This window comes from Bradyrhizobium liaoningense, assembly GCF_018130825.1.
Taxonomy (GTDB): domain Bacteria; phylum Pseudomonadota; class Alphaproteobacteria; order Rhizobiales; family Xanthobacteraceae; genus Bradyrhizobium; species Bradyrhizobium liaoningense_B.
This window is the reverse complement of the sequence record NZ_JAFCJS010000004.1, coordinates 172,925-197,864: the sequence shown is the minus strand read 5'-3', so window position 1 is coordinate 197,864 and position 24,940 is coordinate 172,925. Positions and strand designations below refer to the sequence as shown.

General features: G+C 63.3%; 33 protein-coding genes. 14 read left to right on the top strand and 19 right to left on the bottom strand.

Translation table 11 applies throughout. The annotated features are described in order from the left end of the window. Positions 1-15: 15 nt before the first annotated feature. Complete coding sequence (gene lgt, locus JQ603_RS19580) at positions 16-858, bottom strand: prolipoprotein diacylglyceryl transferase (RefSeq protein WP_212341811.1); 843 nt, start codon at positions 856-858, stop codon at positions 16-18. A 14-nt stretch (positions 859-872) separates the two neighbouring features. Then, positions 873-1,616, bottom strand: coding sequence for a dienelactone hydrolase family protein (locus tag JQ603_RS19575; protein WP_212341810.1), 744 nt, complete (start codon positions 1,614-1,616; stop codon positions 873-875). Between the two features lie 168 nt (positions 1,617-1,784). Between JQ603_RS19575 and JQ603_RS19570 the strand changes: the two genes are divergently transcribed. The 4 genes from JQ603_RS19570 (at position 1,785) to ychF (ending at position 4,855) form a co-directional block, all read left to right on the top strand. Further along, complete coding sequence (locus JQ603_RS19570) at positions 1,785-2,036, top strand: accessory factor UbiK family protein (RefSeq protein ID WP_212341808.1); 252 nt, start codon at positions 1,785-1,787, stop codon at positions 2,034-2,036. Positions 2,037-2,365: 329 nt separating this feature from the next. Beyond that, positions 2,366-3,088, top strand: a complete 723-nt coding sequence (locus tag JQ603_RS19565; protein ID WP_211414290.1) for a 50S ribosomal protein L25/general stress protein Ctc — start codon at positions 2,366-2,368, stop codon at positions 3,086-3,088. 58 nt (positions 3,089-3,146) lie between these two features. Next, a complete protein-coding gene (pth, locus tag JQ603_RS19560; RefSeq protein ID WP_212341806.1) occupies positions 3,147-3,752 on the top strand; it encodes an aminoacyl-tRNA hydrolase in 606 nt (201 codons plus the stop codon). Between the two features lie 5 nt (positions 3,753-3,757). Beyond that, positions 3,758-4,855, top strand: coding sequence for a redox-regulated ATPase YchF (gene ychF / locus JQ603_RS19555; protein WP_212341803.1), 1,098 nt, complete (start codon positions 3,758-3,760; stop codon positions 4,853-4,855). A gap of 125 nt (positions 4,856-4,980) precedes the next feature. Here ychF and JQ603_RS19550 read toward each other — a convergent pair whose 3' ends face one another. Further along, positions 4,981-5,277 (bottom strand): DUF4282 domain-containing protein, encoded by a 297-nt coding sequence (locus JQ603_RS19550; protein ID WP_018648333.1) that lies wholly within the window; start codon positions 5,275-5,277, stop codon positions 4,981-4,983. Between the two features lie 166 nt (positions 5,278-5,443). Here JQ603_RS19550 and JQ603_RS19545 point away from each other — a divergent pair, with 166 nt between their 5' ends. From JQ603_RS19545 to JQ603_RS19535, 3 genes are all read left to right on the top strand, one after another. Beyond that, on the top strand, positions 5,444-5,896 hold the full coding sequence (locus JQ603_RS19545; RefSeq protein ID WP_212341801.1) for a MaoC family dehydratase: 453 nt from the start codon (positions 5,444-5,446) through the stop codon (positions 5,894-5,896). Continuing rightward, positions 5,896-6,375, top strand: a complete 480-nt coding sequence (locus JQ603_RS19540; protein ID WP_212341799.1) for a MaoC family dehydratase — start codon at positions 5,896-5,898, stop codon at positions 6,373-6,375. The genes JQ603_RS19545 and JQ603_RS19540 overlap by 1 nt, the downstream gene beginning before the upstream one ends. Positions 6,376-6,571: 196 nt before the next feature. Further along, positions 6,572-6,718, top strand: coding sequence for a hypothetical protein (locus tag JQ603_RS19535; RefSeq protein WP_212341797.1), 147 nt, complete (start codon positions 6,572-6,574; stop codon positions 6,716-6,718). A 35-nt stretch (positions 6,719-6,753) separates the two neighbouring features. On the opposite strand, the gene JQ603_RS19530 is transcribed toward JQ603_RS19535, so the two are convergent. The 6 genes from JQ603_RS19530 to JQ603_RS19505 form a co-directional block, all read right to left on the bottom strand. Further along, positions 6,754-6,891: a hypothetical protein gene (locus JQ603_RS19530; RefSeq protein ID WP_018648329.1), complete on the bottom strand. Its 138-nt coding sequence runs from the start codon at positions 6,889-6,891 to the stop codon at positions 6,754-6,756. A gap of 304 nt (positions 6,892-7,195) precedes the next feature. Continuing rightward, positions 7,196-7,615 (bottom strand): hypothetical protein, encoded by a 420-nt coding sequence (locus JQ603_RS19525; protein WP_212341795.1) that lies wholly within the window; start codon positions 7,613-7,615, stop codon positions 7,196-7,198. A 371-nt stretch (positions 7,616-7,986) separates the two neighbouring features. After that, the gene (locus tag JQ603_RS19520) at positions 7,987-8,907 is read right to left on the bottom strand and encodes a hypothetical protein (protein ID WP_212342441.1); all 921 of its coding nucleotides are present in this window, start codon (positions 8,905-8,907) and stop codon (positions 7,987-7,989) included. A gap of 266 nt (positions 8,908-9,173) precedes the next feature. After that, positions 9,174-9,614 (bottom strand): nuclear transport factor 2 family protein, encoded by a 441-nt coding sequence (locus JQ603_RS19515; protein ID WP_212341793.1) that lies wholly within the window; start codon positions 9,612-9,614, stop codon positions 9,174-9,176. Positions 9,615-9,820: 206 nt separating this feature from the next. Beyond that, positions 9,821-10,087 carry a hypothetical protein gene (locus tag JQ603_RS19510; RefSeq protein WP_212341791.1) on the bottom strand — a complete coding sequence of 89 codons (267 nt, stop codon included), beginning with the start codon at positions 10,085-10,087 and terminating at the stop codon, positions 9,821-9,823. 116 nt (positions 10,088-10,203) lie between these two features. After that, positions 10,204-10,650 carry a nuclear transport factor 2 family protein gene (locus JQ603_RS19505; protein WP_212341789.1) on the bottom strand — a complete coding sequence of 149 codons (447 nt, stop codon included), beginning with the start codon at positions 10,648-10,650 and terminating at the stop codon, positions 10,204-10,206. Between the two features lie 298 nt (positions 10,651-10,948). Here JQ603_RS19505 and JQ603_RS19500 point away from each other — a divergent pair, with 298 nt between their 5' ends. The 3 genes from JQ603_RS19500 (at position 10,949) to JQ603_RS19490 (ending at position 11,961) form a co-directional block, all read left to right on the top strand. Continuing rightward, on the top strand, positions 10,949-11,185 hold the full coding sequence (locus JQ603_RS19500) for a hypothetical protein (RefSeq protein WP_212341787.1): 237 nt from the start codon (positions 10,949-10,951) through the stop codon (positions 11,183-11,185). A gap of 97 nt (positions 11,186-11,282) precedes the next feature. Then, complete coding sequence (locus JQ603_RS19495; protein WP_211404503.1) at positions 11,283-11,462, top strand: hypothetical protein; 180 nt, start codon at positions 11,283-11,285, stop codon at positions 11,460-11,462. A 112-nt stretch (positions 11,463-11,574) separates the two neighbouring features. Next, on the top strand, positions 11,575-11,961 hold the full coding sequence (locus JQ603_RS19490; RefSeq protein ID WP_212341786.1) for a hypothetical protein: 387 nt from the start codon (positions 11,575-11,577) through the stop codon (positions 11,959-11,961). Positions 11,962-12,161: 200 nt separating this feature from the next. Here the strand turns inward: JQ603_RS19490 and JQ603_RS19485 are convergent, their stop codons facing one another. Then, complete coding sequence (locus JQ603_RS19485; protein ID WP_212341785.1) at positions 12,162-12,896, bottom strand: ribonuclease H-like domain-containing protein; 735 nt, start codon at positions 12,894-12,896, stop codon at positions 12,162-12,164. 219 nt (positions 12,897-13,115) lie between these two features. On the opposite strand from JQ603_RS19485, the gene JQ603_RS19480 reads away from it, so the two are divergent. Continuing rightward, positions 13,116-14,630: a reverse transcriptase domain-containing protein gene (locus tag JQ603_RS19480; RefSeq protein ID WP_212341784.1), complete on the top strand. Its 1,515-nt coding sequence runs from the start codon at positions 13,116-13,118 to the stop codon at positions 14,628-14,630. A 16-nt stretch (positions 14,631-14,646) separates the two neighbouring features. On the opposite strand, the gene uvrB is transcribed toward JQ603_RS19480, so the two are convergent. From uvrB to JQ603_RS19445, 7 genes are all read right to left on the bottom strand, one after another. Further along, complete coding sequence (gene uvrB, locus JQ603_RS19475; RefSeq protein ID WP_212341783.1) at positions 14,647-17,547, bottom strand: excinuclease ABC subunit UvrB; 2,901 nt, start codon at positions 17,545-17,547, stop codon at positions 14,647-14,649. Between the two features lie 85 nt (positions 17,548-17,632). Further along, positions 17,633-18,559: a DNA/RNA non-specific endonuclease gene (locus tag JQ603_RS19470; protein WP_212341782.1), complete on the bottom strand. Its 927-nt coding sequence runs from the start codon at positions 18,557-18,559 to the stop codon at positions 17,633-17,635. Positions 18,560-18,574: 15 nt separating this feature from the next. Further along, positions 18,575-18,991 carry a hypothetical protein gene (locus JQ603_RS19465; protein ID WP_212341781.1) on the bottom strand — a complete coding sequence of 139 codons (417 nt, stop codon included), beginning with the start codon at positions 18,989-18,991 and terminating at the stop codon, positions 18,575-18,577. Between the two features lie 32 nt (positions 18,992-19,023). Further along, entirely contained in the window at positions 19,024-19,386 is a 363-nt protein-coding gene (locus JQ603_RS19460) for a hypothetical protein (protein WP_212341779.1), read from the bottom strand. Positions 19,387-19,553: 167 nt separating this feature from the next. Next, positions 19,554-19,787, bottom strand: coding sequence for a hypothetical protein (locus tag JQ603_RS19455; RefSeq protein WP_212341777.1), 234 nt, complete (start codon positions 19,785-19,787; stop codon positions 19,554-19,556). Positions 19,788-19,826: 39 nt separating this feature from the next. Beyond that, a complete protein-coding gene (locus JQ603_RS19450; RefSeq protein ID WP_080134746.1) occupies positions 19,827-20,051 on the bottom strand; it encodes a hypothetical protein in 225 nt (74 codons plus the stop codon). Positions 20,052-20,167: 116 nt separating this feature from the next. Then, the gene (locus JQ603_RS19445) at positions 20,168-21,085 is read right to left on the bottom strand and encodes a LysR substrate-binding domain-containing protein (protein WP_212341775.1); all 918 of its coding nucleotides are present in this window, start codon (positions 21,083-21,085) and stop codon (positions 20,168-20,170) included. A 188-nt stretch (positions 21,086-21,273) separates the two neighbouring features. On the opposite strand from JQ603_RS19445, the gene JQ603_RS19440 reads away from it, so the two are divergent. Further along, complete coding sequence (locus JQ603_RS19440) at positions 21,274-22,053, top strand: TSUP family transporter (protein WP_212341773.1); 780 nt, start codon at positions 21,274-21,276, stop codon at positions 22,051-22,053. After that, complete coding sequence (locus JQ603_RS19435) at positions 22,050-22,280, top strand: hypothetical protein (RefSeq protein ID WP_212341771.1); 231 nt, start codon at positions 22,050-22,052, stop codon at positions 22,278-22,280. Before JQ603_RS19440 ends, JQ603_RS19435 begins: the two co-directional genes overlap by 4 nt. Before the next feature lie 33 nt (positions 22,281-22,313). Here the strand turns inward: JQ603_RS19435 and JQ603_RS19430 are convergent, their stop codons facing one another. Further along, positions 22,314-22,919: an SCO family protein gene (locus JQ603_RS19430; RefSeq protein ID WP_212341770.1), complete on the bottom strand. Its 606-nt coding sequence runs from the start codon at positions 22,917-22,919 to the stop codon at positions 22,314-22,316. After that, positions 22,919-24,034 carry an MBL fold metallo-hydrolase gene (locus tag JQ603_RS19425; protein WP_212341769.1) on the bottom strand — a complete coding sequence of 372 codons (1,116 nt, stop codon included), beginning with the start codon at positions 24,032-24,034 and terminating at the stop codon, positions 22,919-22,921. Before JQ603_RS19425 ends, JQ603_RS19430 begins: the two co-directional genes overlap by 1 nt. Positions 24,035-24,239: 205 nt before the next feature. On the opposite strand from JQ603_RS19425, the gene JQ603_RS19420 reads away from it, so the two are divergent. Next, complete coding sequence (locus JQ603_RS19420; RefSeq protein WP_212341768.1) at positions 24,240-24,935, top strand: glutathione S-transferase family protein; 696 nt, start codon at positions 24,240-24,242, stop codon at positions 24,933-24,935. Positions 24,936-24,940: the final 5 nt, after the last annotated feature.

Below are 24,940 nucleotides of genomic sequence, written 5' to 3'. Positions count from 1 at the left end.
CTTTCTCGAAATGAATTAACGAACGGCCTCGATCGGCTTCGGCGCACCGCGCCTGACTGCCAATACAATAAGTATGCCGCCGACAATAAGCATCGGGATCGACAACAGCATGCCCATGGTTAATCCACCCCAGAGGTAACCGAGCTGGACGTCCGGTTCGCGGAAATGCTCGCCGACGATCCGGGCCAGGCCGTAGATCAGGATGAAGCTGCCGAGGATGAGCCCCGGCCGCTTCAAGGCGCCGCGGCGGATCATCACGGCGAGCACGATGAACAGCAGCAGCCCCTCCATGCCCGCTTCATAGAGCTGGCTCGGATGGCGCGGCACGTCACCGCCGGTCGGAAAGATCATGGCCCAGGGCAGGCTTGGGTCGGCAGCGCGGCCCCACAATTCGCCGTTGATGAAGTTGGTCAACCGCACCAGGAAGATGCCGATCGGCGCAACGCCGCAGGTGATGTCGCCGAGCGACAGGATCGAGATGCGGTTCTTGCGGGCGAACCACATCACCGCGACGACGCAACCGAGGAAGCCGCCATGGAAGGACATGCCGCCTTCCCACAATCTGAAGATGGCGGCCGGGTGCTCGATGAAGAAGGGCAGATTGTAGAACAGGACGTAACCGGTGCGGCCACCGACGATGATGCCGAGCGTCACCCACAAGATGAAATCGTCGATCTGCACCAGGCTGATCGGCGATGAGCCGGCCCACAGCCTGTCGTTCTTGATCAGCGCGCGGGCATAGAGCCAGCCGAACGTGATCCCGCAGATATAACCGAGCGCATACCAGCGGATCGCAAACGGCCCGATCTGGAGCGCGATTGGGCTGAATGAGGGAAAGTCGATGAGCAGAAAGGGCATCACGCCTTCTATGTCTAGACGAGATTGCGGCGATAGAGCGCCAGCAGCCGCTCCCAGTGCCGCTCGGCGGCGTCGCGGTCGTAGACCGGACGCTTGGGAAAGGCAAAACCGTGATGCGTTCCGGGATAGATCTCGACCTCGGCCTTGGCGCCGTTCTTGGCCGCGCTCATGCCCTGCTTGACCTTTTCGATGATCTCCGTGGGCGCGTAGATGTCGGTCTCGGCGCAGGCGAAATAGAGCTCGGCCCTGGTCTTGCCGGCGGCGAGATGCGGGCTGTCCTCCTGGTCGGTCGCGAGCTGCGTGCCGTAGACCGAGGCCGCGGCCTTGACGCGGTCGGGGAAGTGCGTGGCGGCGTTGATGGCGTAGCGGCCGCTCATGCAATAGCCGACTGCGCCGACGATTTTGGTGTTCGCGGCCGCCTGGCCCTCGGCATAGGTGAGCAGGGCGCGGGTGTCGTCCATGATCATGGGAATGGTAAGCGAGCCCATCAGTGCGAACATGCGCTTGCGCTCGGGCGCGTTCGGGTCGGCCGGCAACGCGCCGAGCTCCATCACGCCGGAGCGGTAATAGAGGTTCGGCAGCATCACGTAATAGCCCGATGTCGCGAGCCGGCGCGCCATGTCGCGCAGCTCTTCGCGGATCGCCGGCGCATCCATGTAGAACAGGATGACCGGGAACGGTCCGCCGCGTTCGGGATGGGTGATGAAGGTTGCGGTGTGGCCGTCCTTGGTGGGGATCGCGATCTGCTGGTCGATCATCTCGTGCGCCTTCTGATTCTTCTTATGCCGGGACGTTGAATACGATTGCAAGGAAACCGGGGCATGACAAGGATACCGCCGCTTCGCTCTTGAACCGGCCCAATCGGATTGCCATTGTCTTTTCGAGTGTTCGCGCAAAGTTTATCGCAAGGCCGCCAGGAGACCGACATGACCCAGACCAGCAACCGGTTTTTCGACGAGATCGGCCGCCTGATGAACGACGCGGCCGGTGCGGCCCAGGGCGTCAAGCGCGAGTTCGACACGGTGATGCGCACCCAAGCCGAAAAATTCCTGCGCGACATGGACCTCGTCAAGCGCGAGGAGTTCGAGGCGGTCAAGGACATGGCGCGCCTCGCCCGCGAGGAGAACGAGGCCCTGAAGGCGCGCATTGCGGCGCTGGAGGCCAAGCTGGGGGCATAGGACGGCCGAACGGCTCTTACCCTCCCCTGGAGGGGGAGGGTCGGCGCGTAGCGCCGGGGTGGGGTGATCTCTCCACTCGGGCACCGCCTCATTGGAGAGACTGTCACCCCACCCCGCTGCGCATTCCGCTTCGCTGCATGCGCATCGACCCTCCCCCTCCAGGGGAGGGTAGGAACCCGGGGCAACCGCCCATTCTCCTTGTCATTTCCGCATCTTCCGGGTAAAAGCCCGCCAGTTCGTGGCCCCCGCACCCCTGGAGGCTTGCTGCGGACTATGCCATGGGCCGCGCTGCGGCCCATTAACTTTTGCAAAAACAAGGACTTAACGACATGGCGACGACCGTCAAGGAATTGAAGGCGACCGCACGTCCGAAGAGCGGCAAGGGGGCCGCCCGGGCTGAGCGTCGCGCCGGGAGAGTGCCCGGAGTGATCTATGGCAACAACCAGCCCCCCGTCACGATCTCGATCGAAGATCGTGAACTGCGCCAGCGTATCCTCGCCGGCCGGTTCCTGACCACGCTGGTCGACATCGATCTCGAGGGCAAGAAGCACCGCGTGATTCCGCGCGACTACCACCTCGATCCGGTCAAGGACTTCCCGATCCATGTCGACTTCATGCGGCTCGGCGAAGGCGCCACCATCCGCATCAGCGTTCCCCTGCACGTCGTGAAGGCGGAAGGCTCCCCGGGCGTGAAGCGCGGCGGCACCGTCAACATCGTCGCCCACGCCATCGAGCTCGAATGCGGCGTCGAGAGCATCCCGCAGTACATCGAGGCCGACGTCGGCTCGCTGGAAATCGGTCACTCGCTGCATCTGTCGGACGTCAAGCTGCCGGCCGGCGTGAAGGCGCTGACCCGCGAGGACGCGACCCTCGTCACCATCGTGCCGCCGTCCGGCTACGCCGAAGAGCAGAAGGCTGCGGCTGCAGCTGCTGCTGGTGGTGCGGCTCCGGCCGCGGGTGCTGCTGCTCCGGCTGCCGCTGCTCCGGCTGCGGGTGCTGCTGCTCCGGCGGCGGCTGCCAAGGCTCCCGCCGGCGGCGACAAGAAGAAGTAATCTCTCAAAGCTGGCGCGCGGTCCCTAGCCGCGCGCCGAGCGAGGGGCGCGCCGCGTCATGCGACTCTTTGTTGGGCTCGGCAATCCCGGCGCGAAATACGCACGTAACCGGCACAATATCGGCTTCATGGCCGTCGACGAAATCGCGCGGCGTCACAGCTTCTCGCCGTGGCGCCGTCGCTTTCAGGGCGAGACCTCTGAGGGCTCGCTGGGCACTGAACGCGTGATCCTGCTCAAGCCCACGACCTACATGAACGACTCCGGTCGCTCGGTGCAGGAGGCGGCAGGCTTCTTCAAGATCGCGCCGGGCGACGTCACCGTGTTTCACGACGAGCTCGAACTGCCGCCGGGCAAGGTACGGGTGAAGATCGGCGGCGGCATCGCCGGCCATAACGGCCTGCGTTCGATCTCGGCGCATATCGGCAACGACTATCGCCGGGTGCGGCTCGGCATCGGTCATCCCGGCGTCAAGGAAATGGTGCACGGCCACGTGCTGTCGGACTTCGCCAAGGCCGACAACGAATGGGTGGCGACGCTCTGCGACGCGGTCGCCGAGCATGCCGCGCTGATCGCCAAGGGCACGGACGCGACCTTTGCCAACAGGGTGCATCTTGCCATGCAGGCGAAGGGATTTTTGACCAAGGACGAGAACGGCAAGGAATAACGCTCGTGGGATTTAAATGCGGGATCGTCGGGTTGCCCAATGTCGGCAAGTCGACCTTGTTCAATGCGCTGACCGAGACGGCCGCTGCGCAGGCCGCGAACTATCCGTTCTGCACCATCGAGCCGAATGTCGGCGAGGTTGCCGTCCCCGATCCGCGGCTCGACAAGCTCGCGGCGATCGCCAAGTCGGGCCAGATCATCCCGACCCGGCTGACCTTCGTCGACATCGCCGGCCTCGTGCGTGGCGCTTCCAAGGGCGAAGGCCTCGGCAACCAGTTCCTCGCCAACATCCGCGAGGTCGACGCCATCGCGCATGTCGTGCGCTGCTTTGAGGATTCCGACATCACTCACGTCGAGGGCAAGATCGCCCCGCTCGCCGACATCGAGACCATCGAGACCGAGCTGATGCTCGCCGACCTCGACAGCCTCGAGAAGCGCGTCGACAACCTCACCAAGAAAGCCAAGGGCAACGACAAGGACGCCAAGGAGCAGCTCGACCTCGTCAACCGCACCCTGGTGCTGCTGCGCGAGGGCAAGCCCGCGCGCCTCGTCGAGCGCAAGGCCGAGGAGGAGCGTACCTTCTCGATGCTCGGCCTGCTCTCGTCCAAGCCCGTGCTCTATGTCTGCAACGTCGAGGAAGGCTCGGCCGCCACCGGCAACGCCTTCTCCAAGGCGGTCGAGGAGCAGGCGGCGAAGGAAGGCGCGGTCGCCGTCGTCATCTCCGCCAAGATCGAATCCGAGATCGCGACGATCTCGCGCGAAGAGCGCGCCGACTTCCTGGAGACGCTGGGCCTCGAAGAAGCCGGCCTCGACCGCCTGATCCGTGCCGGCTACTCGCTGCTCCAGCTCATCACCTACTTCACGGTGGGCCCGAAGGAGGCGCGCGCCTGGACCATCCATCGCGGCACCAAGGCGCCAGGAGCTGCCGGCGTGATCCACACCGACTTCGAGAAGGGTTTTATCCGCGCCGAGACGATCGCGTATGAGGACTACGTCGCGCTCGGCGGCGAAGCCGGCGCCCGCGATGCCGGCAAGCTCCGCCTCGAAGGCAAGGAATACGTCGTCGCCGACGGCGACGTGATGCATTTCCGGTTCAATACGTAAGGCACCAACATCGGTGCCGTAGGGTGGGCAAAGGCGCATCGCGCCGTGCCCACCATCCATCCAAGATCGCGACGGAAGACGTGGGCACGCTTCGCTTTGCCCACCCTACGGCACCTGCTCCGTCCTCACCGCATCCCGCCGCCCTGGTCCCTGATCGCGCCGAGATGCTCGTTGATGCGGAAGACGATCAGGATCAGCTCCGCGACGATGCGCGAGAACACGATCCCGACCACGACGCTCGCGATCGACGACAGCAGCACCAGGAAGCCGCCGAACGGGCTGATCGCCATCGCAGCCAGCCCTGAGAAGATGCCCGAGAGGCCGAACAGGCAGATCAGCGCGATCACCAGCCAGTAGAAGGTCTTGATGATCGTCGGCGTGATGAAGCGGTCCCATTGGAACAGGTCGCTGAATGAAAACATTGCTCTCCCCAAGGCAAACCGGGACTCCAAATCGGGCTTCGGCCGTCGGATTGATCCGACTCAAATCAGGCCGATCCCCCGTATGTAGCACGAGCCATGCGGGCCGGCGGGTTGAGATTGCCGCAAAGTGCGGCCACAATCTGTCATTTCCGCTAGCAATCCCAAGATGACCCTGACCTTCGAAGATTTCCCGCCCGGCCGGTTCGGCACGTTCGGCCCGCGCCATGTCACCCGCGACGAGATCCTGGCCTTCGCCGCCGAGTTCGATCCGCAGCCGATGCACCTCGACGAGGATGCCGCTGCGAAGAGCATGCTGCGCGGCCTGTCCGGCTCGGGCTGGCACCTCTGCTCGCTGATGATGCGGATGATGGCCGACGGTTTCATCACCCGCGCGGCTTCGCTCGGCTCGCCGGGCGTCGACGAGGTGCGCTGGCTCTCGCCGCTCAGGCCGGGTGACGATCTCACGCTCGACGTCGACGTGCTGGAGGCGCGGGTTTCGAAGAGCCGCCCTGGGCTCGGCATCGTCAAGTTCAAATGCACCGCGCGCAACGCTGCGGGTCAGGCGCTCGCCGAGATGACCTCACCGATCCTGATCAAGCAGCGCGAGGGAGCGGTCTGATGCGGTTCTTCGAAGACATCGCGATCGGACAGCGCCGCGAGATCGGCGCCTACACGTTCACGGCGGAGTCCATCAAGACGTTCGCCGCGAAGTTCGACCCGCAGCGCTTTCACCTCGACGAGGAGGAAGGCAAGAACTCGCTGTTCGGCGGGCTCGCCGCCTCGGGCTGGCATGTCGGCTCGGCCTGCATGAGCCTGCTTGTCGCCGATGGCCAACGCCTGGCGCGCGAGGCCACCTCGCGCGGCGAGGAGGTCGCGGTGTGGGGCCCGTCGCCGGGCTTTCGCGACCTGCGCTGGATCAGGCCGGTGCTCGCCGGCGACACGGTTAGTTACGTCAATGTCGTCATCGACAAGCGCACCTCCGCCTCGCGTCCTGGCTGGGGCATTTTGACGGCCTGCACCACCGGCACCAACCAGCGCGGCGAGGAGGTCTACTCCATCACCGCCAGCGCCTTCGTGCCGCTGCGAAAGACGGCTTAGATCAGTTCCAAGATGAACGGGGCAAATGAGTGCGCGAGTGTTGCCCGCGCGCTATGGACGCGTTTCGGACCGGCTGCCATAAGCCTGCGCAACATGGTTACCGCGAAGCAATTGTCGGAACCATCAAGTTGCTAACCAATTATGAACCTGTCGCTGTCTATTTGAACGAATAGACAAAGGACAGGGGACGAGGACCATGGCTGACCGCGGCGCACTCAAGTTTGTTGGATTTATCTTTGCGACCGCGACGCTGGCCGTGATGCTTGTCGCCGGCATGGTGGTGAAGGGCTATGCCGACGGTGGCTACACCCTGGAAGCCTCGACCGTGGAAGCGGACCGGTAACGGTCTGCTAACGTCCCGCGGCCCTCAGCCTCGCCTCAGCGGCTATAGACGAACGCCAGCACCGCGATCGCAACCGCCAGCAATCCGACAAAGCGCAGCATGATCGTGCCGAACTGGTTCGGCGCAGGCCGCAGCGGTATGGGGTCCGTGGTGTCGGGCCGAATGCTTTCCATCTGGAATGTCCCCTGAGCCCGGCCGTGGCGGCACGGGCGCTTGGCATTGGTCGCCGGGGATGGGCGGAGGGTTCAAAGCCTCCGCAGTCATGCCCCGCGAAGACGGGGCATCCAGTACGCCGCGGCCTGTCGGCTCAATCACTGCGGTCTCTGGAATACTGGATCACCCGCTTTCGCGGGTGATGACACCTGTGTTGGTGAGACAGTGTGCGGACACACGCTTCCACGCCCGCACACCCCATGAATCAAAACCGCCGCGCTCCCTTCCGGGAACGCGGCGGCCAATGATGCGTCGTGGCAGCGATCAGCTGTTGCGCAGGCCGTCGGCGGCGCGCTTCCACTGCGCGACGTTGTCGGCGATCATGCGGGTCGACTTCATCGCGGCCTGGCTGAGCTGGGCGTAGCCGGAGATCTCGCGCTGGACGCGCTGGCCTTCGGCATGCAGCAGGTCACGCAGGCTCTCGAGCTCGGAGATCAGATTCTCGATCTCGGCGAGCGAGGTGCCGGCGACGCGCTGGATCAGCGAGTTGACGTTGGTGACGGTGGCCTCCGCGCTCGGATCGAGCGGCGCCGCGTCGGTGGTCGACGCCGGACGGCGCAGATAGGCGATGTCGTTGCGGACGAAATCGCGAATGCCGGCCTCGACCTCGGAGACCGCGGCGAGATTGTTGTCGACCGTCTCGGTCTCGGTGGCTTCGATCTTTTCCGGACGGATGGCGTTCATCGTTGTTCCCCTGTTCGCGTTGAGCGCAGCGCGAGTGTCCCCCGCACGACGATGTCTGTAAGGCAGCTCGCATCAGGGCGTCCGATTTTGACAGCAAAGGGGCCGAGATGCGGCAAGGGGGGACCATTCGGGGGTTTTGACGTGGCGTATGGTTCCGTATGGTTAGGGGAGTGTGAACGCGGCTGCGGCGAGGTAAATGCGCGGCTCGGCCGGTGCTTCGTTCCCTCGCCCCGCTTGCGGGGAGAGGGTGGGGTGAGGGGGAGTCTCCGCGGGGACGGTGAAAGTTGGACTCGCGGGGACTCCCCCTCACCCGGAATTTGCTATCGCAAATTCCGGCCTCTCCCCGCGCGCGGGGAGAGGCGAACTCACACTCACCAGCTCTTCTTGAAGCCCGCCGTCACGCTCTTGTTGATCGCGCCTTGCGAGGTCTCGCCGACCGAGCCGGAGACGGTGACGTTGTCGAACAGTTTTTGCTCGGCACCGAGCTTGCGCAGCCATTTGTCGTCGGTGGTCGACAGGATCTGGCCCGCGGTGATGCTGGTGCCGGTGTCGGTGTTGGTGACCTTGGCCGTCTGATCCGTCTCGTAGTTGCGCGTGATGTGGCCGCCGATGCCGGGGACGGCGGTGGTGCCCTGCTGGTTGACGCTGTAGCCGTTCTGCAGCGTCAGCGACGTATCGCCCGACAGCGGCATCGACTTGGTCAGCGACGCCCCGATCTTGCTCTGCTCGGTGCCGGGATCGACGCGGGCCTCCACCGCGGTCTTGTCCCAGATCACCCCCGCGCCCGGCGCGGTCGCGGTCGCCCAGGCGCTGCCGGAGGATTGCGGCAGGCTGCCGCCATTGGCGGCCTTCTGGGCCAGCAGCTCGGACATGGTCCTGGGCTCGCTCGCCACCGTCATGTCGGCGCCGATCCGCGTGTCCCAGAATTCGAACACCGACTGCTTCACCGTCACCGCCGAGGAGCCGTTGGCATTGGCGTTCGACGACCAGTTCAGTCCGCTGCTGGCCGCGGCCTGCGCGCGCTTCTTGGCGGCGATGATGTCGTTGAGCGTGCCGGCGTCGATGGCGAGCTGGCTCCAGTCGAGCTTGTCGACGTCGATGTCCTTCATGATGTCGGGATCGTTGACGCTGGGGGCCTCCGCTGTCTCGGCCTCTTCGTCGTCGGGCACTGCGGCCGCGGGTGGGGAGAAGGGCGGAATGATCTGCGCCGAGACCGTCAGCACCGATCCCAAGATGAATGCGGCCGCCAGCACCGGCAGCCTGGCCCAGCCAAAACCTGTCGAGAATTCCATCGTCCTGCCCGCGAACCCCAGCGCACGCTGCCGCCAATATAGTGCGGCCATCCGCAATGCGCCATTCCGCAGCGAGGATGCTCACCTATCGTTGCGAAATTGTGGCGACTCGCCTTTGGACGCCTGGAGACGCGAGCCAACGGGCCGCGCGAAGGGCGCGCGCCCGATGACGGCTTGCCTGCGACGGCATCCGGCGGGGCTGGAGGCCAGGACGTCGCGGTCGCCTTGTCACCGGTCCCGGAAAGCGGGGCCCGTTGGCGTCCCCCTCAGCCGACGCTGGTCATCTTCGGAAGATGAATGGCGCGGCCGAGTGCCTGCTCGACCAGGTCGAAGGTGTCGATCAGCACCCGCATGCTGATGAGCTTGCCCGCCCTGAACTGGGCGAACTGAGCGACGCGAAGGGAAATCGGCTTGTTGGAATCAAGCGCCGTCAGCGAATAGCGAAGCATCGAGGCGGCGGAGTCCACGCCCAGCATGATGCTCTCGCGGTCGAAGCGGCGGACCTGGAAATTGTCGGCGAGCTGGCGGATGACGTCCAGCACGGCGTCCTTGCCCTGCCGCGCGCCGAGGAATGGAAACATGTCGATCGGGCCATAGAGCGCCCACTCGACGTCCTCGTCGATCAGGGCCTCGATATCCTCGAAATGCCGGTCGTTGATCGCACGGTGCAATGCGCGCGAGAAACGCCAGAGGCTGTGCTCTGTCATTTGGGCAGTCCTGACGCTGGCTTGCAGAAAAAACGGAAAACAACCCCATGCACCGTAAAGGTGCCCCCGGGGCGCTCAACTCATTTGTATGCGAATGAAATAGCCGATTTCGGCCAAAACGCAATTCACAATTTCGCAATGCACAATTGAGCGTGCTTTGTGAGATTTACAACAAAGCCCCGTAATCTACCGGTCCCCGGGGTCGTCTACCGATCCCCGTGGACCGCGGGTTCCCGCTCGATGGCGATCGTATCGCCCCGCAGCGCCAGCAGGCCGAACAGCACCGCGCCGCCGATTCCGCCGATCGCAGCGCCCAAAGGCATGAAGGTGAAGAACACCAGCATGCCGTTTTGCCCTTCGAAATTCGAGGTTTGCGCGATTTCGACGAAAGCTAGCCCGGCCCCGATGCCGAGCGCCGCCCCGCCCAGCGTCCCCAGGAACAGCCCCAAAACAGCAAGCAAGACAACTTTCATCGGCCCATCACCCAGCCGGCGTGCACAACGCCCCGGGATGGGTCTCGGCGAGGGGGAGGGAGGTTCAAACGGGACCTCTTCACCTCTCCCCGTAAGAACGGGCAGAGGGAGAAGAATCAATCCACCCCCGCCCCCGTGATCAACGGCCCGATCTCGCGCTCCAGCACCTGCTGCACCAGATCGTAGGAATCGATGATCTCGCGGATCTCCGCCACCAGCCCGCCGCGGAAGGTGTAGAACACCGCCATGTCGAACTGCACGATGCGGCCGTTGCTGCGCTTCCTGAAATAGGTCTGGATGTAGGTCGCGACCTCGTCGCCGTCGGCGAGGATATGCGGCACCTTGTAGCGAACTTCCGAATAGCGCGACCAGACCGTCTGCCAGAGATCGCGCAGCTCCTGCTTGCCGTGCCGTGGCACCATGTGCGGCAGCACGTCGATCGGCGCGTGGGTGAGGAAGTCGACGTCGTCGGTGCAGCACGCCAGCGCGGCCTCGATGTCGCCGCGTGCGAAGGCATCGAGCAGATGCACGACGCGCTGCCTGTTCAACGATTCAACCGTCATGCCGCGCCGCCCTCATTGCCCATGACCCGCGAACGCTATCGCGCAGCCCGCGCGTGCTTCAATCCGCAAGAACACAGGGGTGATCGCAGACTATGACGTGCGGGCGCAATGCCCGGTTCATGGGGGGGCAATTGCGGGTTGCGTGCCTGTTTGCCTGCAAGAAACGAGCGGCCTTCGCGTTCCCAGCGATGACGCCGCGTGCATATCGGCCGGCGCGTCCTGCAGGGTTTCACGCAAGGGAACCTGGATCCGTTCACACCCGTTGATGTCAGGACATCGCATCCGGAGACATCGATCCATGAAAGTCCCGCTTTTTACCGTGGCTGCCGCGCTCCTCATGCTCGGCGCCAGCTCCACCGCCAACGCCAAGGGCTGCATCAAGGGCGCCGTCGTCGGCGGTGTCGCCGGCCACTATGCCGGCCATCACGGCGTCCTCGGCGCCGCCGCCGGCTGTCTCTACGGCAGGCACCACGCCAAGGAACAGGAGAGGCAGCGGCAACAGCAGGGCCAGGTGAACGGCCAGGGGAAGCTGTAGAGGCACGGAAAACCCCGTGCCTCACCGTCTTCTGTCCGGCATGCCCCGATGGTAAGTTCCAGCTGCAAACGCTGGGGTTGAGTCGAGCGAGGGGACCATGGACGTCGGGAAGTTCTTGTGGGGCCTTGTCCTCGCAATTCTGTTCCTGTGTTTCCTCGTTCGCTTCATGAGAAACGCGTTCCACTCGCGGGGCGTCAAATACAATTGGCTTGGCGTTCTGCTGTCGTTCTCGACGGTCGGCTTGGCGATCTACCTCGTCTTCTTCCGCCAGCTCTGACGCCATTCATTTGTCCGCGGCCGCAGAGGGGCCCGGCAGGGCGTGACCCATCTCACATCACCCCTCCGGCATCGTCGCTATCGTCATCCCCATGTCATCAGGGAGACGTGCCATGGCCGCCATCGCCGCCGCGAGAAAGTCCCGCCTGCATAACGCGCTCGAAGGCCTCGCGCTGACCGCGACGCTGCAGAGCTTCCCGACCTTCGCGACCGCCGCCTTCCTGCTCAAGCTCGTCGGCAATCACGACCTCGTCGGCGACCCCGGCGTCGCCATCTTCGTCGCCGTCGCCTCGCTCGCCCACGCGATGCTGGCTGTAACCCTCGGCCCGAGCTTCCCCGCCGTCTTCAAGACCGTCTACGAACCAAAGTTCTTCGAAGCCCATCTGTCGCTCTCCGACAAGATCACGGCATGGCGCACCCAGCCCGTCGCCTCGCTCCAACTCGTGACCATCGTGCTGCTGCTGTCGGTGATGGCCGTGGTGACGGCGAGCCTGGGGTGAGGGGGGAGTAATCTCTCGCCGTCATTCCGGGGCGCTGCAAAGCAGCGAGCCAAGCTTCTTCGACCTCAACTTGTCGCTCTCCGAAAAAATCGCTGAATGGCGCACCCACGCCGGCGGCGTCGATGCAGCTCGTGGCAATCGTGTTGATGCTGACGGTGGTGGCGGCGAGTATGGGGTGAGGACAAGCTTCGGTCTCGGCATTATACGATAAGTGAGCGCAAGTGGGGTTTCAAAGCAAAGCGCGGCTCAACAAACGATCGTAGTTGATCTTCGCTTGCCTTTAAGGCTTCCCGCGAGAGTCTTCCGCGGAAGACTTCAAGCAAAAGCCATATGCGATATGTATTGACGACATCCGTTTCGCAATAATCTGCAACCTCCTGAATTCGTCCAGATTCAATATAGCGAGCAACATTAGCACCGGATATTGTTGGCGGCTTACCGCCGAGCCCGAGCGATCTGGAAAGAAGATCTAAGCTGACCTTGGCTCGAGAATTATAAGACGCGAGTATATCACAGAGATCAAGTGCATCTTCTCCATACCGATTAAAATACGCCCTCGCATACAGTCCCGATCCGTCGATCCGATGTAGCATCGCGCGATATCGTAGCACTGGCAGGTCAAAGGTGTCGCCGTTATAGGTAATCAACTGAGGTTTTAAGATTCGGATCCTTTCGATGAAGGAGGAGATCAGTTCCTCCTCCGACCTCTCCCCGATATGAGGGGCGCCAAGACTTTCGACCTTCCACCCCTCATCTGATCGCGAAGCGATAAGTGCCCCAATACAAACGATTCTGTGAATCGGAAGCTTGGGGAATTCGCCGCCTAATGCTTGGCGGACCTGCTCGGGCGACATCTGGTCGCGGCCGTGCACCCGCGCTAAAGCCTCGGCGTCGGGTGCCGTCTCAAGATCCCAGACGATTATTTGGTCAGTCATTTTTTCCCCGTTAGAATATCAGCAACCTATTGCATTCTACAACTTTGAAGTGCACGTTGCGAGGTAGGGCGTAGTATGCCTAGGCGGATGGCCGCAGTAACGGCTGTGGCAACAGCCGTGGAGAAGTGTTGGTCAACCTAACATTTCGACGTCTGGCGAAAGCGGGGCGGACTCCCATAACTCAAAGGCCATCCGCTGCCCTCTCTTTGATTTGTCCATATGCAAAACGCAATAAAGCAGAAGATAAAGAAACTCAGTACGCAAATATTGGAGCGGGGTGAGCTCAATCGGAAGACGGCCGCTGAATATGCGGAAAAATTTGAAAAGAGGACTGGTATTCCCGGCGGGGTCGGCTCCGCAAAAATTTCGTACCCTCACAAACATTTCGATCCGCTTTATTGCAAGCGCAACGCTAATTTTCTTGCCAAGACGATCTGGTTGAAGATCCAGAACGGTCAGTATGCGCCGCAACCTGCCCTGCGATTTGAGGTGCCGAAAGCCTCGGGAGGCAAGCGCCCCATAATGCAGTTTTCCATTCCGGATTCTGCTGTGGCGAGCGTTCTCAATCGCAGGCTAACGTTGCGAAATCTGAAAAATCAGTCTGGCAATTCCTATGCATACCGGCCTGACCGCAACGTTTTTGACGCGATACTGAAAATAAAATCGGCAATATTGAACAAACGAAACTTCGTGATTCAGTTGGATTTCGAGAATTACTTCGACAGCATTCCGCATACTTATCTATTAAAGCTCCTCCGTTCACGTAGCATGGTGACAATATCGGACGCGGAGCGGCAGGTAATCATAAGCTTCTTAACTCACAGGTACGCGAACAAGTCTGCGTATTCGAAGAAGGCTTTTACGCATAGAGACAATGGAACGCCTCAAGGTTCGGCAATTTCTTTGGGCTTGGCGAATCTCGCCAACCATCCGCTCGATTGCGAGCTGGAGGCGCTCAATGGTCAATTTTCAAGATACGCCGATGACACCGTCGTGCTGTGCTACAGCTACGAAGACGCGCTGAAGGCATACCACGCTTTTGTGGCTCACTGTGATAAAAGCGGCCTAAAGATCAATCAAAAGAAGTCGCCCGGCATTTGGATATTGTCGGACGTTCCGGAAGAGTTTCGAACTTTAAAAGAATTCAAGTTCTTAGGTTATGGCATTTCCGCGCGTGGGCTCTTCATGCACGCTGACGTCGTGCTCCGACTGAAGAGAAAGTTATCGCGCCTAATAAATCTATATCTTGTTCACTACATCGAAACGCACGGGCCGAATCTAAATAGGGTGGGTCCGGGCTTTGATTGGGATCTCATCGGTCTCATAAGCGAGATTCGAAATGTACTGTATGGTGGTTTGACCGAGGAGAATCTCGAACAGTTCATCAAGAAGGGGAGCAGGCTTCCCAAAATGAAAGGCCTAATGGGTTTCTATGCCTTGCTTGATGAGAAAGACGCTCTCGCAGAGCTGGATGGATGGCTCGTTTCCACGATAAGACAAGCGTTAGCCAAGCGGTATAAAATTATCGCGGCGCATGGACATAAAGTGTCGCAACCAAACGCTAAGTCGTTGATATTCGGCGATTGGTATTCATCATATGTCTACAACAACAGCACCTTTGCGCCAGATGCGCGCATGCCCAGTTTCGTTCGTGCTTGGTCGGCTGCGCGGAAGTATTACTTCGCGTTTGGCTTGTCGAATGTCGAGGCTCCGCATTATATCGCCTACTATTAGGTAGCCTTATCGCGACCTACCTCTTCTTCCACCCCCCGCGTCTTCCCGGCGCCCCGCCCGTAGACTTCGGCGCCGGCCCGAACTCCGGTCCCGACTGCCGCGAGTCCGTCGGCTGGATGATCCGGCTGGTGCCGCCGAACGGCTTTGACGGCAGCGTCTGCTTTTCGCGATAGGGCAAAGATTCCGGGCCGTGCATCTCGTCGAGATGCGGCTTGTGGACTTTCGAGCCGCTGCCACCGCCGCTGGCCTTCAGTGCGGAGCTCACGGTTTTCTTCTTCATGGCGCTGACCGGCAAATTCGCCGCGTCGCCATACTTCTTCGTGCCCGCATAGGCGCCGGCCTTGCCGGCGACGGCGCGCTGTTTCGCGGTGGGGTCGTCCACCACCGCGAGCTCCGTGGCACGCAGGCGCTTGACTTCGTCGCGCAGGCGGGCGGCTTCCTCGAAGTTCAGATCGGCGGCGGCCTCGCGCATCCTCGTTTCGAGATCGGCGAGCACGGCTTCGAAGTTGTGGCCGATCGAAATGACGTCGTCGGTCATGTCGTGGCCGCCGACCTCGACCAGCACGTGGTCGCGTTCGTAGACCGAGTTGAGGATGTCGCCGATCTGCTTCTTCACGCTCTCCGGCGTGATGCCGTTGGCGTTGTTGTACTCGACCTGCTTTTCGCGGCGCCGGTTGGTCTCGGCAATGGCGCGCTCCATCGACCCCGTCATCTGGTCGGCGTAGAGGATCACCTTGCCGTCGACGTTGCGCGCGGCGCGGCCGATGGTCTGGATCAGCGAGGTCTCGCTGCGCAGAAAGCCTTCCTTGTCGGCGTCGAGGATCGCGACCAGCGCGCATTCGGGAATGTCGAGGCCCTCGCGCAGGAGGTTGATGCCGACCAGCGCGTCGAACGCACCCAAGCGAAGATCGCGGATGATCTCGATGCGCTCGATCGTGTCGATGTCGCTGTGCATGTAGCGGACGCGGATGCCCTGCTCGTGCAGGTATTCGGTGAGGTCCTCGGCCATCCGCTTGGTCAGCACCGTGATCAGCGAGCGATAGCCGGCCTGCGCGGTGGCGCGGACCTCGCCGACGAGATCGTCCACCTGCGTGCGGGCAGGGCGGATGTCGACGGGCGGATCGATCAGTCCGGTCGGGCGAATGACCTGCTCGACGAACACGCCGCCGCTCTCGTTCAGCTCCCAGCCGCTCGGCGTCGCCGACACCGCGACCGTCTGCGGCCGCATCATGTCCCATTCCTCGAAACGGAGCGGGCGATTGTCCATGCAGGACGGCAGGCGGAAGCCATATTCGGCCAGCGTCGCCTTGCGGCGGAAGTCGCCGCGGAACATGGCGCCGATCTGCGGGATGGTGACATGACTCTCGTCGGCGAAGATCAGCGCGTTGTCGGGGACGTATTCGAACAGCGTCGGCGGCGGCTCGCCGGGGCGGCGGCCGGTAAGATAGCGCGAATAGTTCTCGATGCCGGCGCAGCTGCCCGTCGCCTCCATCATCTCCAAGTCGAAGGTGGTGCGTTGCTCCAGCCGCTGCGCTTCGAGCAGGCGCCCCTGGTCGTGCAGCTGATCGAGCCGCTGCTTCAGCTCGAACTTGATCGACTTGATCGCCTGCACCAGCGTCGGGCGCGGCGTCACATAGTGCGAGTTGGCGTACATCTTGATGAATTCGAGCTCGTCCTGCTTGTGGCCGGTGAGCGGATCGAACTCCTCGATGGCCTCGATGGTGTCGCCGAACAGGTTCACGCGCCAGGCGCGGTCTTCATAGTGCGCCGGGAAGATGTCGATGACGTCGCCCCTGACACGAAAGGTGCCGCGGGTAAAATCGGCCTGGGTGCGCTTGTACTGGAGCGCGACGAGATCGGCGATGAGTTGACGCTGGTCGATGCGCTCGCCCTTCTTCAGCGCGAAGGTCATCGCGGTGTAGGTCTCGACCGAGCCGATACCGTAGATGCAGGACACCGACGCCACGATGATGACGTCGTCACGTTCGAGCAGGGCGCGGGTTGCCGAATGGCGCATGCGGTCGATCTGCTCGTTGATCGACGAGTCCTTCTCGATGTAGGTGTCGGTGCGCGGAACGTAGGCTTCCGGCTGGTAGTAGTCGTAATACGAGACGAAATATTCGACCGCGTTATCCGGAAAGAAATTCTTGAACTCGCCATAGAGCTGGGCGGCCAGCGTCTTGTTCGGCGCCAGGATCAGGGCCGGGCGCTGCGTCGCCTCGATCACCTTGGCCATGGTGTAGGTCTTGCCCGAGCCGGTGACGCCGAGCAGCACCTGGCTGCGGTCGTTGCGCTCGATGCCTTCGACCAGCTCCGCGATCGCGGTCGGCTGGTCGCCGCGCGGCTCGTAGGACGACTTGATCTCGAAGCGCACGCCGCCTTCGGACTTCTCCGGGCGCGGCGGCCGGTGCGGCGTCCACACTTTCATGGAGCCGTCGTCCTTGCGGAACTCGGGGCGGCCCTCGCGGATCAGCGACTCCAGCGCCTCCGCGGTCGCCTTGACGCCGAGCGCCTCCATCTTGTTGCGCGGCGGACGCGCCAGCGCTTCCGCATCGTCCTCTTCGGTGGGCAGACCGAGCTGCCGCGCCAGTTCCGGATCGAGCGTCGGGATCGTGGCCGCGGTGCCGTAATTGGCCTGCGGCGCCTCGTCCAGTCCTGCCGGGCGGTCGCTGGGGAAGTCCTTCGGCGTCGAGGCGCGCGCGCGATGCGCGGCGGCCTCGCCGCCGGCACGGCGGTCGCGCGAATTGTCCGGCGGCGGCTGCAGGCCGGTGCCCGAGCCAAGCCCGGCATCGCCGCGGTTGATCGCAGGGTTGAGCAATTCGGCCAGCGCCGGCCCGATCGGCTGCACGTCGGGCCGATGTGCTTTGGATTTGGGAGATTTGCCGGATTTTTCGGAGGATGCGGGTTTCTTCGCCATGAGGCAAATATGGGACGAGTCCGCCCTGCAGGAAAGGGGCACGCTCCGCCTGGCAACAGATGTCAGCAAGGCGGAGCGAGCGATCTCAATGGAGCATGGTCGCGACACATTCCTCGACCTGAGCCCTTCGTCCCGGGATGTCCGGCAGGAACTGGAATCCGGTGAGACGCTCGACCACCTTCACCGTGGTTCGAAAGCCCTTGAGATATTCGAGTGCATCCTTGTCCTCGAACTTCCGGTGGTCGATGTTCGGCATGACATAGGCGTTGGCGCGCTTGTTGATGGGGTCATAGAGGATCTTGAACAGCGCAATGGGAACCGCGACGCCGGCGTCGCACTTCTTCTTCGCACCGCAGATCGCAGGCCGCTTCGGCGCTTCGAACTTGATCTCGATCTTGCATGCATTGTTCTTCTTGTTGACCTCGGGAAGGCTGTCTTCGTCGTCGGCATAGATCGGCCCGGTGATGACGTAGAGCTCGCCGCGATCCTTCGTGAGGTTGCGGACCAGCAGCTCGAATTCCTTCCAGATGCCGCGGTTGAATCCAAGGCCCTGCTGCGGCACGGCATTGGACAGAACGAAGCTCTCGTCCATCCATTCGCCGTTGGAGCTGAAGTCGGCGGAAGCGGCCTGGTGGCCGCGGTCGAGCTTGCTACCGGTGTAGTCTCCGTCCTTGGCCTGCGCCTCGTCGCAGACGCCGCCCTCCGATTTGAACTTCTTGCTCTCCGGTCGCTTGAACTTGCCGCTGACCTGCTTCTTGTTCAGCGGCTCGATCACCCAGAACGGCGTCTTGGCCTCGTTGTTGTGCAGGAGAACGTAGCGCGTGTGACAGACGGGGGTGGCGTCGAGATCGTCACCGCCGGTCGGCAGGCCGATCTTTTCCCAGAGCGCGCGGCAGCTGTCCGGATCGTTCACGGGCTCGGCGGGGGATGGTTCGCAGACGTCGGCCCGGGCCGGCTGGCACAGGCTCAGTCCCAGGCAGATGAGACCGCACAGACGCGAGAGTTTGGACATGGTGGGCCTCCGGGCTCAAGCATTCGGGCCCGGCGGCGGGGTCTTGCGGCCTGTCCTGGACGGTTTGCCTGCGGCGGCGGCCGTCGCCTGCTCTTCCCGGCGCTCCGACGAGCTCACGGTTTTCGACACGACATAGGTGCCGCCGCTGATGCCGAGCAGCGCCAGCACGTTGCCGGGAATCTCGATCAGCGTTCCGGCCTCGATGCACAGCAGAAGATAGAGCCCCGCGATAACGAACGTGAAGATCAGGAACTGGAAGCGGGAGAGGCTGGCTTTCGGCGGCGATGGGTCGTTGGGCGCCTGCGGCTCGGACAGCAGTCCGGTCAGCGCGTCGGAGTCTCGGTACAGTTTCCAGAGAACCAGCGCGGCAAATCCGAGCAGAATGATCGAAATGACGACGAAGCCCCACCATGAAATCCATTGTGCAGTCATGAAAATATCCCGTTTGAAAAAATGTAGCTTCGCTAACTCCTTCGCGCGATCTTGCCGGCCAGATAGAGCCCGTTGCCGCCGGTCAGGAGCGTCAGAAGATTCTCCGGCAGATCGGGCATCGACATTGCCCCCGTCTCCGTCGTGACGATCCCGGTGTTGAGCGCGTGGATCGTGTAGGCGGCGAGGACGGCCGGGACGATGGCGGCTGCCATCACCCGTTCGGGATTGACGCGTTCGTCCCTGGGCTGCCTTTTGGATCTATCTCTGTGCCCGTCGCTGACGAGCAGGCCGCGCGATGCGCCCCTGTCGAGCAGCACGCGGATGAGCACGAGCAGCAGCATCGCGCCGAACCAGGCGATCAAGCAGAATGCCAGAAATTTGCCGACCGTCGTCATCAGCCCGGCGCTCCCCTCGACCAAACTGCCACAGTGTGTGGCCGATTGCAATCAGAGGTCGTGCGACTTGTTGGCGGTTGCAGACCTGCCAGCCCCTTGCCGGACGGAATGTCAGGACACCACAGCCGCTCCGCACGAGGCCTGACAGTCGCGCTCTTCGGCGGACGTCACGCCGCCGGCAGCGGTCCTTCGTCGTCCTCGGTCGCACCGCGCGGCTTCAGGACGTCGAGATGGATGCCGCCGCAATCGGTGCAGCGCATGGTCCAGTATTCGCATCCGGCGCGGCCGCCGATCACGCGCAGAACCGTGAGATCGCCACCGCAGTCCGGGCATTTCGACAGCACCGATCGGGCGTAGGATCGGGCCAGCGGCTGGGTCTCTTCGATCTCGATATACGACATCACCGGTTCCTCGTTGCGCGCCGCGCTGTGCTGAAAGGCCTATTCGTCGTCGCGGTCGGCACGCCGGCGGAAGCGATCGATGTGGTGCTTGGCGTCGGCGATCGCGGCGTCGGGATCGGGCCAGGCGAAGCCGACTTCCATGGCCGGAAACAGCACGCCGTCGATGGCAACCGGGCTGAAATCGGCGCGCCGGATGCGGGCGTGCCACAGCCCCTTGCCAGCTTCGAAGGATTCGATGTCAAAGCCGTCGTAGAGGGTCGTCATTGCTAGTCCCCAAGAGTGGTTCGTAAGTGTCTAGTTGGAGGGTGAGGGGACCACGTTTGCGGATTTGTGGATGTGAAGCCGTTCACAAGATGCCCGGCTTTTTTGCCTGAGCGGCCTCAGTTCCGCGCGGGACTGCGGCCGGCGCGCCGCACGGGGCGGGCCGCGGGCTCCGATGCCGCGCGCATGATCCAGCGGCGGAACGCGGCGAAGTCGCGTTGCTCGGTCTGGAAGCTGCGATAGAGCAGGTACCAGCGCATGCCCTTCGGGACCGAGAGGTCGAACGGCGCAACCAGCCGTCCCGCGGCGAGATCGTCGTCGATATAGGGCCGGATGCCCATGGCGATGCCGAGCCCGTCGGCCGCAGCCTGCAGCGCCTGGCCGTAGAACTGGAACTCCGGCCCGCGCGCGTTGATGCGCGCAAGGCCGGCGGCCTTCAGCCAGATCGGCCAGTCCTCGGGCGAGTGCGCGACGCGGATCAGGCTCGGTCCCTTCAAATCGGCCGGGCGCTTCAATGAGGCGGCGAGGCGCGGCACGCAGACCGGCGTGAGGTCGCCGGCGAACAGGGGCTCGGCGACGAGGCCGGGCCAATCGCCGGTGCCGAGCTTGATGCCGCAATTCCAGTCCTCGCCGAACGGCACCAGCGCGCCGCCAGTGGTGAAGCGCACCTCGATGTCGGGCTCCTCGCTGCGAAACTCCGACAGCCGCGGGATCAGCCAGCGCATCGCAAAGGTGTGGCCGACGCCGATGGTGAGCACGCGCACGCTGGAGGGCGCCGTCACCTGCGCGGTGAGGCTCGCCAGCGCATCGAAGATCGGGGTCAGCCCGCTCTGATAGGCGCGGCCGGCCTGGGTCAGCACCAGACGGTTGGCCTTGCGCTCGAACAGCGCGACGCCGAGCCGTTCTTCCAGGAGATGCACCATGCGGCTGACGGCGGCCGCCGACACGCTCAGCTCGAGCCCGGCCGCAGCAAAGCTGCCGGTCCGCGCCGCCGCCTCGAATGCCTTGATGCCGTTGAGAAACAGCAGCCGCCGCAAATGCCCGACCCTCAGGAAAGCTGATGCCAGGGCAAGATAACTCAGTTTGCGGAGAAGGGGCAAGCGAGGCACAAGAATGAGAGTAATTCCAGGTTGATTTACCGCGAGGCGCCTTCGCCTCTCCCCGCAAGCGGGGCGAGGGAGTGCGAACAGCTTGCGTCCCATACTTGCCACCATCGGAGACCCCCGTGACGCCCATCATGATCGCTGCCCTCGGATTGCTGATGGTCGCCACCGCGTTCCTGTCGGGGCTGTTCGGCATGGCGGGCGGGCTGATCCTGATCGGCGTGCTGCTGGCCCTGATGCCGCTGCCGACCGCGATGGTGCTGCATGCGATCACGCAGATGGCCTCGAACGGCTGGCGCGCGTTTTTGTGGCGGGCGCATATCCGCTGGCGGCCGGTGGCGAACTATATGGTCGGCGCTGCCATCGCGCTCGCCGCCTGGTCGCTCACCCGCTACGTGCCGGACAAGCCGACAGCGCTGCTGCTGCTCGGCGTCACACCGTTCATGGCACGGCTGCTGCCGTCGAACGTCAAGCCGGACCCTGATAGGCTCTGGCAGGGCACGGTCTATGGCACGATCTGCATGGGCCTGATGCTGATGACCGGCGTGTCGGGTCCGCTGCTCGACACCTTCTTCCTCGGCGGCGATTTCGGCCGGCGCGAGAAGGTGGCGACGAAGGCGATGTGCCAGCTCGTCAGCCATTTCACCAAGCTGATCTATTTCGGCGGCGTCATCGACCAGGCCGCGAGCCTCGATCCCGTGCTTGCCGGCGTCGCGATCGCAGCCTCGATGCTCGGCACCACGCTGGCGCGGCGCATCCTCGAAGCCATGACCGACCAGCAATTCATCGCCTGGTCGAATAAGCTGATCACCACCATCGCCTGCTATTACATCGCCTATGGCGCCTGGCTGCTGGTTCGCACCCCTGTGCTGGCCGCCTTCGACAAGGGAGGTTTGCAATGAGCGAGACCGCCGATCCGCTGGTGCTGGATTTCGTCGAATGGGTCGCGCGCGAGCCGCGCGCCTATGCCGAGGTGATTTCGACCTGGAAGACCTCGTGCCCGCGCCTCACGATCTGGGAGGACGCCGCCGAGCGCGGCTATGTCGCGCGCGAGACGTTGCCCGGTGTGGGGCTCGTCATCGCGGTGACGGAGGGCGGCGAGCGGCTGCTGCGCACCAACGGGCGGTGAGCACGTCTCTTCTAGTTTGCTTCCGCCGGAGTGCTACCGCGAAGGCGCCGCAAGCCGTGGCCGGATGATCTCGACCATGCGCTCGGCCGAGGTGCCCGGCGGAAAGAAGCCGAGATATTTTCCGTCGCGGTCCATGAGGTAGATGAAGGAGGTGTGGTCGACCGTGTAGTCGCCGCCCTCCTTGCCGATCGGGATCTTGGCAAAGTAGACCTTGTAGGCCTCTGCCGCGGTCCCGATCGCGGCGAGGCTGCCGGTCAGCCCGAGCAGCCGCGGATGAAACAGCGGCACATATTCGGCAAGATGTTCGGCCGTGTCGCGCTCGGGGTCGAGCGTGATGAAGACCGGCTGGACCGCATCGGCATCCGGCCCGAGCTGCTCGAGCGCCTGTCCGATCGCCATCAAATCGGTCGGGCAGACGTCGGGGCAATAGGTGAAGCCGAAATAGACCAGCATCAGCCGTCCGCGGAAATCGCGGTCGCTGCGCGGCTTGCCGGTCTGGTCGATCAGCTCGAACGGTCCTCCGACCGGCTCCCGATTCCACATCAGGATGTCCATGGTCTCGGCGGCCGAGCGCGCCTGCGCCGCTCCCGCGCAGGCGAGCGCCAGCATCACGCACAGCCAGGCGCCGGCGCCTCGCATCACAGCCCGAAGGTGAGGCGGCTGCCCGTTGTCGTCACCACCACCTTGCCCTCCATCTGGGCATTGGCTTCCTGTGCGAAGTTGAGCCCGCTGCAATGCATGGGCACCACGACGTCAGGATTGAGCGCCTTGATCTCGCTCACGACCTGCGTGAGGTAGTCCTTCGGCGCCGGGCCGAGATGGAAGCCGCCGACGATGGCGTGCACCTTCTGGATGCCCGACACCTCCTGCGCCTGCTTCACCGAATTGACGATGCCGACATGGCCGCAGGACGAGATCACGACGAGACCGAGATCCCGCACGTTGAAGCAGGTGGCGTGCTCGTGGATGTGCTCGTCCGGCACGATCTTGCCCTCCATCTCGGCGGGCAGATAGTGGCCGACATTGCAGCCCAGCCCGTCCTTGATTCCGAACTCGACGAGGGTGTTTGGCAGCACGCGTTCGCCGCTGCGGCGGGTGATCTTGCCGGTGGTGAAAGCATGGTCCGCAATCACGGTCGGCGTTTCGCACAGCACGGTCGTCACTTTCTGCGCCGCAAGCTGCCGGCGGTCGAGGGTGCCGAAATCGGCGAACTGCCCCTGCGTCGGCGTCGGATTGACGCGATGGCAGAAATTGTCCTCGCCGCCCGCATAGAGCTTGAGGTCGGCGGGCAGCTTGTCCCGGAACTTGTCGAGGAAGCCGTTCAGGCCGCCGAAATGATCGTAATGGCCGTGGCTGACGATGAGCGCGTTGAGCTTGGCCGGATCGACGCCGATCAGCGCCATGTTGTTGAGCAGCGCTTCGGGCGTGTAGCCGTAATCCAGCATCAGCGTGCGCTGATTGCCGCCGCCTTCGGATTCCAGCCAGAGCGACAGGCCCCATTCATTGTGCAGCGATTTGCGGAAATCACCGCCGCGCGCGGCCGGCGCAATGGAGACGCCGTTGATTTGCTTGGGGCGGAAGAACATGTCGAAACTCGAATCCACGAGCACGCGGATCGAAAGCTTGTCGACTGTCGGGACGGCGATCGGCGCGGCGCTCGCGATCTCGACACAGGCGAAGGCATTGGCAGCCGCAGCTCCGGCGAGCGCTGCCGAGCCCAGAAGGAAATCGCGTCGTGGAAGGGGCCTGGTCATTGCAGTGCCTCCCGATGTCTGAAATGCCCGATTTTAGGTCCGATCCGGAAGCGGCTCAACAAGCCGCGGCACATCCGCGCCATCAGTTTTGCCCGACAGAGCGCGCTCGTTGATTGACAGCCCGGTAGGATGTTACGAAATTTATGCAACTGCATCCTTGCCTTCCGGACCACACTGTTCGCCAATCGTAGCAACGGGACCAACCATGTCACTCAAACTCTTCGAGCTCGTCGGCACCGACGCCGCGCGCCCCTTCAGCCCGTATTGCTGGCGCACGCGGATGGCGCTGGCGCATAAGGGCCTGTCGGCGGAGACGCTGCCCTGGCGCTTCACCGAGAAGAGCGAGATTGCGCCGCACGGCTCGGAGAGGGTCCCGGTGCTGCTGCATCACGACAAGCCGGTGGTGGATTCCTGGACGATTGCGAATTATCTCGAGGACAATTTCCCGGATCGCCCGTCGCTGTTCGGCGGCGAGGGCGGCCGCGCCATGGCGCGCATGATCAATGCGTGGGGCGACATCGCCATCGTCGGCGGTCTCTCTCCGCTTGTTGTCGCCGATATCCCGAACAACCTCGGCGAGGTCGACGCCGCCTATTTCCGAAAGTCGCGCGAGGCGCGGTTCGGCAAGAGACTCGAAGAGGTCCAGGCGAGCCGCGACACCGGCATCGTCGCATTCCGCAAATCGCTGGAGATCATGCGCCAGACGTTCAAGACACAGCCGTTTCTCGGCGGGCAGGCACCGAACTATGCCGACTACATCGTGTTCGGCGGTTTCCAGTGGGCGCGCGTGGTGAGCCCGTTCAAGCTGCTGGAGACGGACGATCCGGTCTATGCCTGGCGCGAGAAGCTGCTCGATGCGTTCGACGGCATGGCGCGCAAATCGCCGGGGCATCGCGTGTGAGCCTG